Raw genomic sequence first — 12,356 nt, 5'->3', positions numbered from 1 at the left:
AGTTCAGTCTCCGCGTGGGAGATCGCTGTAAAATATGCTTTGGGCAGGCTGCCTCTGCCGGAACCTCCGGGACGTTTCGTTCCGCTCCAGCGCAAGCAACATGGCATCGATCCGTTGCAGCTCGATGAAGAAGCCGCTCTGTATCTGAGCAGGCTTCCGCTATTGCATAAGGACCCTTTCGACCGAATGTTGGTTTGCCAAGCGGTCGTGCACCATCTCGTGATTCTGACTTCCGATGAGCTAATTCACCAGTATCCCGTTCGAACCTTGTGGTGAAAGGCGTGCCGAGTGGGATCGACGGTTGTCAGTGAGCAAAGGCAAAAAGTTTTGCTCAAATATCTTGAGATTGGAACGCGGGCTTTTGCCTCCGACGATTGATAAGCAAAATGTTGCCGGGGCAACTATGAAAATATTGCTTAGGCTATTCGCCATTGTGCTGACGCTAGAGGGTTATGGAACCATCGCCGAGGCGCAGCAGCCGAAGAAGGTCCAGCGGATAGGGTATCTATCGGCGCAAGACCCGGCTAGTGAGTCCGCCCGTACCGAGGCAATTAAGTTGGCTCTGCGCGAGCTTGGCTACATAGAAGGACAGAGCATCGCCTTCGAGTACCGATATGCGGAGGGGAAGCTTGATCGGCTCCCTGAGCTTGCGACCGAGCTGGTGCGTCTCAAGGTCGATGTCATCGTGGTATCGGGAGTCCCACCGATCCGAGCGGTCAAGAATGCGACCAAGACGATTCCCATCGTCATGTCGGGCCTTGCGGCTGATCCTGTCGAGGCAGGCTTTGTTGAAAGTCTTGCCCGTCCCGGCGGCAACATTACCGGCCTTACAACCCTTTCGAGAGAACTAGGCGGCAAGCGGCTCGAGCTGCTCAAAGAAGCCGTTCCCAAACTTGCCAGTGTAGCGGTTCTCTACGAGCCGGCCGTTCCCCCCAGTGTATTCGAGGTGAAAGAAGTGCTCCCATCGGCGGCGCGTGCGCTGGGATTGATTCTTCAGCCTTGGGAGGTACGAGATGCGGACAGCTTCGAGAGGGTATTCGCTGCACTAACCAAGGAGCGCCCGGCTGGCCTCTACGTGCCCGGGGGGCCGCTAATACGTGCTAACCAAAAACGGATCGCGGGCTTTGCATTAAAGAGCCGGTTGCCGTCGGTCTACAGCAATAGTGAAGCTATAGATGCCGGCGGCCTCATGTGCTATGCGGCGAGCGTCGTGGACAGCAACCGGCGCATAGCTTATTACGTGGACAAAATCCTGAAGGGAGCCAAGCCAGCCGATTTACCTGTCGAGCAGCCGACGAAGTTCGAGCTGGTGATCAATCTTAAAACCGCAAAGCAGATCGGCCTGACGATCCCGCAGTCGATGCTGTACCGGGCGGACAAGGTAATTAAATGATGGTTCGACGTCGCTCACCACAGGTTTTAGATTTTCGACCAGTGGTGAGAATAGTCGAACCATTGCCGATCCTTCGGCGGGCTCAGGACGGTGAGGAGGGTCGAACCGTTTTCGATTAGTGTGATGTATCTAAAGTTTGCGGAATAATTGCTGCATCGTTCGGGCAAAAATCTCCCCTTTCCCCTCTTTTCCAAAGAGGGGTTAACGGAGTAACGGAGAAAAAAATCCCCCTTTGAAAAAAGGGGGATCAAGGGGGATTTCAGACGTGAATGAGCCGTCGTCGTATACTGCAATTCTTAAGCGAACTTTAATTCCAGGACATTAGTATCTAAAATCTAAAATCCAAAATTACTATGCGGCGTCCCATAAGCATGAGCAAGGTTCCTCCCAAAACCACCTATGAAGAGTGGATGGAGGGAGAAGGGGTCCCGATCGTCCAGGCCGCGGGCGGGATCGAGGACGTGAAAGAGATCGAGCGCAAGACGTGGGCGCGCGCCGGCGGAAAAGGAGCGTTTATTTCTCTCAGCGGCATGAGAGAAAGCGGCTTCACCGGCATGTACGTGATGGAGATTCCGCCGGGGAAGTCGCTCGAGCCGGAGAAGCACCTCTACGAGGAGTTGATTTATATTTTGCGCGGCGCGGGCGCGACGGAAATATGGCAGGACGGAAAGCCCAAGCGGATCTTCGAGTGGGCTCAGGGAAGCTTTTTCTCTCCGCCGCTCAACACCTGGCACCGCCTTTACAACGGCGGCTCCGAGCCGGCGCTATTCTTCGCGGTCACCAACGCGCCGATCGTGATGGACCTCTTCCACAGCCCGGAATTCGTCTTCGGCGACGCCTTCGTCTTCCAGGACCGCTACCTGGGGGAAGAAGATTACTTCAGACGCGCGGAGGTGGTGGAGCGAGCGCCGGGGGAGCACGCGGTCTTGAGCAGCAACTTCGTGGCCGATCTCAGGACCGCCTTCGTCGACCCGCGCGAGCGCCCCAAGGGAGCAGGCGTGAGCATTATGGGATTTGAAATCTCGGAGAACGTTTTCACCGGACATATCTCGGAGTGGCCCGTGGGCATTTACCACAAAGCCCATTACCACGGGCCGGGCGCCGTGCTTTTGGGATTGAAATCGAAAGGCTATGTCCTTCTATGGCCGAAGGACCTCGGCCCGACGCCTTTCAAAGACGGTCGCGGCGACGCGGTGATCAAGCTCGACTGGAAAGAGGGCTCGGTCTACAGCCCGCCGGACGGCTGGTTTCATCAGCACTTCAACACGGGATCGGAGCCTGCGCGGCATATCGCTTTTCGCACCGGCGGCGCCAAATACCGCATGGGGCTCCGCGGCGTCGGCAACGAGCGCGCCGCGGTCATGAGCCTTAAGAAGGGCGGCAACATGATCGAGTACGAGGACGAGGATCCCGCCATCCGGCGCGATTTCGCGAGCGCGCTCAAAGAAGCCGGGGTCCCCTGCCGGATGCCGGCGTTCTCCTCATAACTCGTGCTCGACAGAATGTTCATGAACTTGCCTTGAAATTTTCCCTGCGAAAACGGAAAGTAATTCCTAGTCCAGAGGATCGAGCCATGGCAGAGGGAACAGACAAACGAGACTTGCGCAGCGTGCTGAAGCAACTGGAGCAGAGAGGCAAAGTGTATCGCTTCAGGGAGCCCATCAACAAAGATACGGAGCTGTTGCCGGTCTACCGCGTGCAGCAGAGGGGCCTGGAGGATTCCGAGCGAAAGGTTCTGCTATTCGAAAACGTCGTCGGCGCCAAAGGAAAAAAGTACGAGATGTCGGTTGTGGCGGGCATCTACGGCGCTTCGGAGGAAATCCTCGCCCTTGGAATAGGCTGCGAAAAACCCTCCGAGACTCTGGAAAAATGGCATCAAGGCATGGCCCATCCGCTGCCGCCCCTGCTCGTCAACGACGGTCCGGTTCATGACGAGGTTCACACGGGCGACGAAATGAAGAGCCTCGGCCTCGACGAGCTTCCCATACCCGTCGAGGAGCCGGGCTTCAGCGGCGTGCTGCGCACCGGACTGCCGATGATCACCAAAGATCCCGAGACCGGAGTCCGCAACGTGGGAACGTACAACGGATTCGCGCGCGCGCGGGATCGCATGGTGGCCGCGATCAGCACCACGCACGACGCCGTCTTTTATCACTGGCGGACCGCGCGACGGCGCGGCGAAGGGTTGCCGGTCGCGATCGTGATCGGCGGCGCGCCGGAGATCATGCTGGCCGGATCGGCTGACATCCCGTACGGCGTGGATGAGCTGGCGGTGGCCGGCGGGATCGCGGGAGCGCCGGTGGATTTGGTCCGCTGCAAAACCATACCACTGGAGGTGCCGGCCCACGCCGAGTGCGTCATCGAAGGAATCATTTCGACCGAAACGGTCGAGCCGCGGCTCCCGTTCGGCGAATATCCCGGCTACATCAACGTGGACTACAACGTGCGGCCGGTGATGCAGGTGACCGCCGTGACGCACCGAAAAGATGCGATGTTCACGCCGGTCCTCGTGGGCTTCCCGCCGAGCGATACCAACGCGGTCTGGGGCTTCTGCCAGAGCGCGATGATGTACGAGCATCTGCGCTACGGCTGCCGCTTTCCGGTCGACGAGGTCTATTGTCCCCAAACGGGCGGCGGCAACAACTTCTGTATCCTGCGCGTTCATAAGGGCACGCCGGAGAACGTCTGGCAAATCCTGCAAGCCGCCGCGGGAGTGCATACCGGCGGAAAATTCTTCGTCGCGGTCGACTCCGATATCGACGTGCGCGATCCGGAGCTGCTCATCTGGGCTCTGAGCTTCAGCATGCGGCCGGAGGAGGATATATCGATCATTCCGGGACGCAGCGGGGGCCTGGACCCTTCGGCGGCTCCGACGGGTTCCGGGAAGGGAAAAATGGAATCGGCGCGGGCGCACGGCTATTCGCGCGTCCTGATCGACGCGACGCGCAAGTGGCCCTATCCGCCGGTCGCGTTGCCCAAGAGAGAATATATGGAGCGGGCGCTGGCGATCTGGAGCGAGCACGGCGATCTGCCCGCGCCGAACCTCAAGCAGCCGTGGTACGGCTATACCCTGGGCCATTGGGACGAGAAGCTCCAGCGCTACGCGGACTTGATCGCTGAGGGAGAGTATCTGAAAGTCGGAGAGGAGATGGCCAAGCTCCAGGAAAAAGTCCGCGAGGACATGTTGAAAAGAGGTTAAGAAGAAATAAGTTAAAGCAAAATGGATCAGAAATCCCATGCGGAATTAGGATTACCGTTGACGGTGAAAGCCGCCACCCGCTCTCCGAGCCCGCGCGATAGGGCGGTGGTTAATCCCAACATTCGACTCGGACGCGCGGGCTCTCCGACCGGGCAGCGGCTTTCTCTTGCGAGGCCGAGGGCGCGAGGCGGAGGGTCGCGGACGTCCGATAAGAAAAGTTCGACTCATGGCACAGGCCTATCGGCCGCGACCCGGAGTCTTGCGCCCGAAGGACTCGCTTCCGGAGCAGCAGTGCCTCTTGCCTATTTTCTTCTCGTTTTTTTACTTTTTATTTTCGCCTTGACCTTCCCGGTTCTCGCACAGACGAAGCCTTCCTGGCAGCAAGACTGGGAGAAGACCGTTGAAGCGGCCAAGAAAGAGGGCGAGGTCCATGTCTACATCAGCGGCTGGGGCGGAGTCATAGAATCGGGCCAGTTCCAGAAAGCCTTTCCCGAGATCAAGGTCGTCGCCGTCACGGGGAAGGGCGCCCAGATCGCGCAGCGCGTGATGAGCGAGCGGAGAGCGGGCAGGTTTCTGGCCGATGTCGTGAGCGACGGCATCAATCCGGTCCTCACCATGTTTCACGCTACGAAAGTTTTAGATCCGCTGAAGCCGCTGCTCGTCTTGCCGGAAGTCGTGGACGAGTCGAAGTGGTGGCGCGGCAAGCATCGCTATGCGGATTCGGAAGCGCAGTATGTTTTTCGCTACGCGGCCATCCCCCAGACCGGCTCCGCGTACTACCACGTCCCTTCGGTCAATCCGGCCGAGTTCAAATCGGTGTGGGATTTTCTGAGTCCGAAATGGAAGGGCAAGATCGAATCGCGGGATTTCCGCGATCCCGGTCCGGGCAACGGCGCGATGCGCTTCCTTTACTATCATCCCGAAATCGGCCCGAACTTTATCCGGCGTCTCTACAGCGAGATGCAGGTCGCGATCTTTCGCGACCTGCGCCAGGGAACCGACTGGCTCGCGAGCGGCAGGTATGCTATCTGCTTCGGCTGCGGCGGCGACGTGGACATAGCCAAGAGCCAGGGGCTTCCGGTGGACGAGTTCGGCCCGATGAAAGAGGGAATGGGCCTCGTGTCGCAATACGGCACGCTCGGGTTCGTCAACAAGGCGCCGCATCCCAATGCGGCGAAGGTCTTTATCAACTGGTTCCTCTCGCGCGAAGGCCAGAGCGCGCTGCAGAAGGCGCTGGCAAAGAGCGGTGAAGGCGCGCCGGATTCACTGCGCATCGATATTCCCAAAGACGACGTGATGCCCAAAGACCGCCGCCTGGACACGGCCAACTATATGGACCTCGACAGCCGCCAGGAGTGGCTCGACCGGACGCCGATTCTGAAGCTCTTCGAAGAAGCGCTGGTGGGAGGTAAAAAATGAAGAGAGGCGTATTTTTTCTCTTTTTACTTTTTACTTGTGCCTTTGCGCGGCCCGCCTTCGCGCAGGAGTGGGAAAAAATACTGGCGGCGGCCAAGAAGGAAGGGCAGGTCAACGTTTACATCGGTGGCTGGGGGGCCGTGCTCGACGAAGGGGTTTTTCAGAAGCGCTTTCCCGAGATCAAGCTCGTCGGCGTTTCGCTGCGCGGCGGCGGCGACATCGCCAAGCGCATCCTGGCCGAGCGGCGGGCGGAAAAGTATCTCGCCGACGTGTGCATCGAGGGCTTCAACTCGAACTACAATACCCTGCACGCGGCCAAAGTATTCGATCCGATCAAGCCCGCCCTCGTTCTTCCCGAGGTGGTCGATGAGTCCAAGTGGTGGCGTGGCAAACACAGCTATCTCGATCCCGAAGGTCAATACGTTTTCAGGTTCACCGGAGTGCCTCAAACCGGCGCCGCCCACTATAACAGCCAGCAGGTGAACCCAAAGGAGTTCACCTCCTTCTGGGACTTTCTTACTCCCAAGTGGAAAGGGAAGATCGAGGCCCGCGACGCACGGGTGCCGGGGCCGGGAAACGGCGCGCTGCGCTTTTTCTACCACAACCCGGAGCTGGGCCCGCAATTCATCCGGCGGCTTTTCGGCGAGATGGACATCACTCTGTTTCGCGACTTCCGCCAGGGGCCGGACTGGCTGGCCGCCGGCAAGTTCGCCATCTGCTTTTTCTGCTCCGATATTCCCAAAGCCAAGCACCAGGGTCTCCCCGTCGATAGTTTTGCCGCCATGAAAGAAGGGGCAGGACTCGTCTCGCAGTACGGCACGATGGGTCTCGTCAACAACGCGCCCCATCCCAACGCGGCAAAGGTTTTCATCAACTGGTTTCTCTCCCGCGAGGGACAGCTCACCTTGCAGCGCGCCCTGTCCAAGTCGACGGACGAGGCGCCGGACTCGCTCAGAATCGATATTCCCAAGGATCAGGTGCCGGCCGAGAATAAACGAATGGACGGCGTCAAATATATGGATCTCGACGTCCAGGGAAAGCTCGAGATGAAGCCGATCATCGCCGTCATCGAAGAGGCGCTGGGGGCAAGTAAAAAGTAAAAAGCATGTCAAAAAAGAAACGAGGCAAATAATGGCGGACAATAGCATGACGCGCGGTTCACGGCCGACGCCTTATGAGAAATGGATGGAGGAGCAGGGCATCCCCGTCATTCCGGGCTACGGGGTGACCGATCTGCAACAACAGCCGCTGAATCAGTGGGAGAACCTGGGGAGCCGGGCCGCTTTTGTTCAGTTGAAGGGGATGGAAGGAATCACCGGAATGTATGCGGCCGAGATCGCTCCCGGAGGAGAGACCAAAACGGAAAAGCACCTCTATGAGAAAGTCGTTTACGTTATCAAAGGCAAAGGGAAGACCCAGCTCTTCGGGCCCGGCGAGGGGGGCAACTCCTTCGATTGGCAGAAGGGCAGTCTCTTCGCGATTCCGCTCAACGCGCCGCACAAGTTCGTCAACACCGGCAGCGAGCCGGTTTTTTTTCTCTCCGTGACCACGGCGCCGCTCGTCTTCGATCTCTTCCACAACGAGAAATTCGTCCGCAGCTGCGATTTTCAGTTTACCGACCGCTACGCCGGAGAGCCGGACTATTTTTCGAAAGACGCCGCGGTGGAAAAAGGACTTTGGGAGGTCAACGTCGTGCACGACGCGCCGGCGGCTTTGGATCGCCTGCGCAAAAGAAACAGCGGCGACCGGCCGAACGAGGGGCAGGGAACGGGCCACGGCAGCGGCTACAATATCGTTCAGGTCGAGCCGGCGGGGAACAGCCTGATCACGCATCTCGCGGACTGGCCGGTGGGACGCTACGCCAAGGCGCACCACCACGGCGGCGGCGCCGTGCTGTTGATCCTCCGCTCCGAGGGCTATACCCTCATGTGGCCGAACGAGCTGGGGACGCAGCCGTTCGCGCAAGGAAAAGGGGAGCGGGTCGTCAAGGTCGAATGGAAAGTCGGCAGCGTTTTCAGCCCGCCGACCGGATGGTTCCATCAGCACTTCAACACCGGCAAGGAGGCGGCGCTCCAGCTTGCTTTTCGCAACGGCAGCCGGATCTATCCGTTCGGCGTGCGCAAGGCGGCCACACGCGAGGGGGTTTTCACGCCGGTGGACGAGGGCGGCACGCAGATCGAGTACGACAGGGAAGATCCCGAGATAAAGCGGATGTTCGAGACGGCGCTGGCCGCCAACGGCATCAAGTCGGACATGCGGGAGTGACCTCCGTGGATGTGTTTCTGGTATGTCATTTTGCTCCCTCGCCCGCTTGTGGGAGAGGGCAGGGGTGAGGGTCCTAAGCTCAGAGCCCCTCACCCTTACCCTCTCCCCCACAAAAAACGTGGGGGAGAGGGAAGAGTTGAGGTGAAGTTACGACTGATTTTGCCGCAGGACTGTAAATCATGACCAAAGAAGAAAACAATCTTTTAACTCAGACCGGCCCTGGAACGCCGTGCGGCGAGCTGATGCGGCGCTACTGGATTCCAGCGGCGCTTGCCGAGGAAATTCCGCCGGGCGGCGCACCGGTGCCGTTGATGCTGCTCGGAGAGGAGTTGGTTCTTTTTAGAGACGATCGGGGAAGGCTCGGTCTTTTGGGCCTTCACTGCTCGCACCGATGCGCAGATTTGAGCTACGGCAGGGTGGAGGACGGCGGCCTGCGCTGTATCTACCACGGCTGGCTTTACGACATTCATGGCCGCTGCCTCGACCAGCCGGGCGAGCCCGGAGGCGGAGCCAATAAAGATTCGATTCGCCATCCGGCTTATCCGTGCGTCGAAAAGGCGGGGATCGTTTTCACTTACATGGGTCCCGGAGAGCCGCCGCTGTTTCCGAATTACGAATTCCTCGCCGTTCCGGACGAGCAGGCCTTCGGCATCAAGCTTTTCCACGAGTGCAATTATCTCCAAGCCAACGAAGGCAACATCGATCTCGCCCACCTCTCGTTCCTGCATTACAACCCTCATAACCGAGACGCTGACATCGTGCCTGGTGAGGATTTGAACCGCAGGGGCTCGGCTCCCGAAATGGAGAGCTACGAGGCCGAGCTGACGGAATACGGCGTGAGAAGCTACAAGCTCCGGCGGCTCAAAGACGACCCCGACCACTACAAGCTCTACATGACGGAGTTCGTCTTGCCGAGCTTTACCGCGTTCTTCGGCGAGCAATATGGGATTGAGGGCGCCTACTCGGTGAACTGGCATGTCCCGATCGACGACGAGCATCACTGGAAATATACCTTCATATTCAGCCGGCAGGGCCCGATGGACAAGGAAGGGACGAGGAGACGGCGCGCGGATATGATGCGGGACTACCGGCCTACCCGTCACAAAGGGAATCGCTACCGGCAAGATCGAGAATCGATGAGAAAGGAGAGCTACAGCGGCATCGGCATGAATTTCCAGGTGCAGGATCTCTGCGTCACGGAGGGAATGGGCGCGGTGCAGGACCGGGGCCGGGAGCACTTGGCCTCCATGGACGTGGCGGTGATTGTGGCGCGGAAGTTTCTTTTCAAAGCGATCCGCGACCTGCAGGAGGGGAAAGAGCCGGCCAACGTGGTGCGGGACCCCAAGCGAAACCGCTTCCTCATAGACGCGGGCGACGACGTGGTCCCGGCCTCACAGCCGTGGAAAGAGTACATGAAGGAAAAAACGCGGAAGCTGGAAACTCTCCTCTTTGCGAATCGCTAGAGAGATAGCAACGTATGCCGGAGATCTTACGGATAGGATTTGCCGGGCTCGGCGAGGCGGCCACGCGCGTCTTGCCCGAGATCGTGCAGCTTCCGTATATCAAAGTCACCGCGGCGGCCGACGAGCGCAAGAGCGCCCGGGAAAAATTCCACGAAGAATTCGGCGGCGAGGTTTACGAAACTCTGGAAGAGTTGGTCCAAAACCCCAACGTCGACGCGGTTTACATCGCAACCCCCCACGAGATGCACGCGCGCCACACGATTGCCGCCGCTGAAAACCGCAAGCACGTGATCGTGGAAAAACCGATGGCGCTCTCGATCGATGAGTGCGAAGCGATGAACGCCGCGGCGGAGAAATACGGCATCAAGCTTCTCTGCGGTCACACGCACAGCTTCGATCCGGCGATCCGAAAAATGCGCGAGATTATCCAAAGCGGGAGACTCGGGCGGCTCTGTATGATCCAGACGTGGAACTATAACGATTTCATGGTGCGGCCCTACACCGATAAGGACTTGAACGCGAGCCATGGAGTCGTGCTCAATCAGGGGCCGCACCAGATCGACATCGTGAGACTGCTCGGCGGCGGCAAAGTGCGGAGCGTGAGAGCGATGACCGGCCGTTGGGACGCGACGCGCGCCGAGGGAGCGCACGTCTGCTACCTCGAGTTCGAGAACGGCGTTCCGGCGACCGTCATCTACAGCGGCTACGGCTTTTTCGACACGGCGGAGCTTTACGAATGGGTGGGCGAAGGCGGGTATCTTCGCCACCCGGAAACCAACGCGCACGCGCGGAAAAGCTTCAACAAGATCCGGGGACCCGACCGCGAAAAAGAGCTCGAAGCCTTCAAAGAGAAAATGCGCTACGGCGAGCGCGGCATAAAAGAAGGCTCGGTAAGCCACGGTTGGCCGGGACTGGAAGAAAATCAGCACGAGAGAAAGCACCAGAAATTTTTTGGCCTCACGCTCGTGAGTTGCGAGAAAGGGGACATGCGCCAGTCGCCGGATGGGATCATCATTTACGGCGATGAAGGGAAGGAAGAAGCGCCGATCGAAAAGACGCTCGTCGGCCGCCAAGCGGAAGTCATGGAGCTTTACGATGCGGTTGTGAAAGGGCGTCCGGTTTATCACGACGGACGATGGGGCGAGGCGACGCTCGAGGTCTGCCTGGGAATTCTACAATCGGCGGCGGAGCGGAAAGAGATCATGATGTCGCATCAGGTGCCGGCGTGGGAGTGAGGAGTGCGTGCAAGCCGCCGTCCGCTCTCCTAGCCGCGCGATAGGGTGGTGGTTAATCCCAACGCCTGTGTCGGACGCGCGGGCTCTCCGACCGGGCGGCGGCTTTCACTTTCAGGCCGAGGGGCGCGAGCAAAATTCTGTGCCTTAGGCTAACTTTAATGCGAGAATCTTTGCTTTCAGTCTTATCCTCGCCCTCCTTATGGAGGGAGAGGATGAAAGGTGAAGGTGGTGCAGCGCGGATTTGACCCTCACCCTGGCCCTCTCCCGCAAGCGGGAGAGGGAAAATATATCTGACGGAACAGGAAGACGATGGCTAAGCTCGTAGCCGCAATGGCTTCTTCGCACGCGTTTACGTTGCTTGACCCGGAGAAGTGGGACCAGCACCGCGAGCGCAATCGCGGCGGCTACAAGCGGCGCTACGGCGTGGAGCCTCCGGTACATCCGAAGGTTGCCGAAGAAAGCCTGGAGGAGAACCGGCCGCGGTACCAGCACGTCAAGTCGGGGCTCGATTTTTTGCGGCAAAAGCTCAAGGAAAAAAAACTCGACGCCCTGATTCTCGTCGGCGACGACCAGAGCGAAAACTTCAAGGAGGACAACCTGCCTCAGATCGCGCTCTACGTCGGTGAAGAATTTTTGGCGACCGAGCGGGGCCAAAGCGGCGGGAACCGCTATCGGAGCCATGCCGGCCTGGCGCGGAATCTCTTGGACGGCCTGGTCGAGCGCGAGTTCGATGTCTCGTTCAGCGAGTCTTTTCCCAACTCGGAGCTTCTCTCCCACGCCCACGCGCCGATTCTCAAAACCATCGCGCCCGAGGCCGACGTCCCCGTCGTCCTTCTCTTCGTCAACGCGATTCACATGCCGGCGATCAGCCCGGGGCGCTGCTACCGCATCGGACAAGCTATCCGGGAAATCATCGACCGGCGCGGCGGCGCCGAGAGGGTCGCGCTCTACGCTTCCGGCGGGCTTTCCCATTTTACCGGCGGCTACCCCTGGCCCCACTATCAGGGAAACCATACCTATGGCTCGATCAGCGAAGAGTTCGACCGCCAGGCGCTGGAATTGATGGCGCGCGGCGAAGGCGAAAAACTCTCCGGCCTTTCGACGTGCGATCTCCTCGATCACGGCGACATCGAGATGCGATCGTGGATCACGCTGTTGGGCGCGGTAGGGAAGACGCCGGCGAAGGTGTTGGCCTACGAGCCGTTTTACCGCGCCATCATGGGCATGGCGGTCGCGTACTGGGAGCTGGAGAATTGAGAATGACATCAACAAAGTTTATCGCGCCAGCGAAGACTCAGCCTAAGGCTGATCAGCCATCCTCGTGGCTGAGCCAAGGGCGCAAAGAAATTCAGAAATCCCCCTTTCATCCCCCTTTGACAAAGGGG

At 59.2% G+C, this 12,356-nt stretch carries 10 protein-coding genes; all 10 read left to right on the top strand.

Annotation, left to right across the window (positions count from 1 at the left end):
- On the top strand, positions 1–276 hold a 276-nt coding region (locus VGL70_00050; GenBank protein HEY3301902.1), incomplete at its 5' end, for a type II toxin-antitoxin system VapC family toxin.
- Positions 277–307: 31 nt separating this feature from the next.
- Entirely contained in the window at positions 308–1,393 is a 1,086-nt protein-coding gene (locus VGL70_00045) for an ABC transporter substrate-binding protein (GenBank protein HEY3301901.1), read from the top strand.
- 371 nt (positions 1,394–1,764) lie between these two features.
- Positions 1,765–2,880, top strand: a complete 1,116-nt coding sequence (locus VGL70_00040; GenBank protein ID HEY3301900.1) for a cupin domain-containing protein — start codon at positions 1,765–1,767, stop codon at positions 2,878–2,880.
- Between the two features lie 86 nt (positions 2,881–2,966).
- Complete coding sequence (locus VGL70_00035) at positions 2,967–4,592, top strand: UbiD family decarboxylase (protein HEY3301899.1); 1,626 nt, start codon at positions 2,967–2,969, stop codon at positions 4,590–4,592.
- Between the two features lie 291 nt (positions 4,593–4,883).
- Positions 4,884–6,011 (top strand): extracellular solute-binding protein, encoded by a 1,128-nt coding sequence (locus VGL70_00030; GenBank protein HEY3301898.1) that lies wholly within the window; start codon positions 4,884–4,886, stop codon positions 6,009–6,011.
- Entirely contained in the window at positions 6,008–7,108 is a 1,101-nt protein-coding gene (locus VGL70_00025) for a hypothetical protein (GenBank protein ID HEY3301897.1), read from the top strand. The genes VGL70_00030 and VGL70_00025 overlap by 4 nt, the downstream gene beginning before the upstream one ends.
- A 31-nt stretch (positions 7,109–7,139) precedes the next feature.
- Complete coding sequence (locus VGL70_00020; protein HEY3301896.1) at positions 7,140–8,273, top strand: cupin domain-containing protein; 1,134 nt, start codon at positions 7,140–7,142, stop codon at positions 8,271–8,273.
- 179 nt (positions 8,274–8,452) lie between these two features.
- Positions 8,453–9,736: a Rieske 2Fe-2S domain-containing protein gene (locus VGL70_00015; protein HEY3301895.1), complete on the top strand. Its 1,284-nt coding sequence runs from the start codon at positions 8,453–8,455 to the stop codon at positions 9,734–9,736.
- 14 nt (positions 9,737–9,750) lie between these two features.
- A complete protein-coding gene (locus VGL70_00010; GenBank protein HEY3301894.1) occupies positions 9,751–10,971 on the top strand; it encodes a Gfo/Idh/MocA family oxidoreductase in 1,221 nt (406 codons plus the stop codon).
- A 309-nt stretch (positions 10,972–11,280) separates the two neighbouring features.
- Positions 11,281–12,228, top strand: coding sequence for an extradiol ring-cleavage dioxygenase (locus VGL70_00005; GenBank protein HEY3301893.1), 948 nt, complete (start codon positions 11,281–11,283; stop codon positions 12,226–12,228).
- The last annotated feature ends 128 nt before the right edge of the window (positions 12,229–12,356 follow it).

It is taken from the genome of Candidatus Binatia bacterium, assembly GCA_036504975.1.
GTDB lineage: Bacteria > Desulfobacterota > Binatia > UBA9968 > UBA9968 > JAJPJQ01.
The sequence above is the reverse complement of the archived record's forward strand: the minus strand, read 5'-3'. Positions and strand labels throughout refer to the sequence as shown.

What these genes read in the sequence shown, in the direction of transcription:
- VGL70_00040 (HEY3301900.1), top strand. Translation starts at nt 1,765, where the DNA reads ATGAGCAAGGTTCCTCCCAAAACCACCTATGAAGAGTGGATGGAGGGA.
- VGL70_00035 (HEY3301899.1), top strand. Translation starts at nt 2,967, where the DNA reads ATGGCAGAGGGAACAGACAAACGAGACTTGCGCAGCGTGCTGAAGCAA.
- VGL70_00025 (HEY3301897.1), top strand. Translation starts at nt 6,008, where the DNA reads ATGAAGAGAGGCGTATTTTTTCTCTTTTTACTTTTTACTTGTGCCTTT.
- VGL70_00020 (HEY3301896.1), top strand. Translation starts at nt 7,140, where the DNA reads ATGGCGGACAATAGCATGACGCGCGGTTCACGGCCGACGCCTTATGAG.
- VGL70_00015 (HEY3301895.1), top strand. Translation starts at nt 8,453, where the DNA reads ATGACCAAAGAAGAAAACAATCTTTTAACTCAGACCGGCCCTGGAACG.
- VGL70_00010 (HEY3301894.1), top strand. Translation starts at nt 9,751, where the DNA reads ATGCCGGAGATCTTACGGATAGGATTTGCCGGGCTCGGCGAGGCGGCC.
- VGL70_00005 (HEY3301893.1), top strand. Translation starts at nt 11,281, where the DNA reads ATGGCTAAGCTCGTAGCCGCAATGGCTTCTTCGCACGCGTTTACGTTG.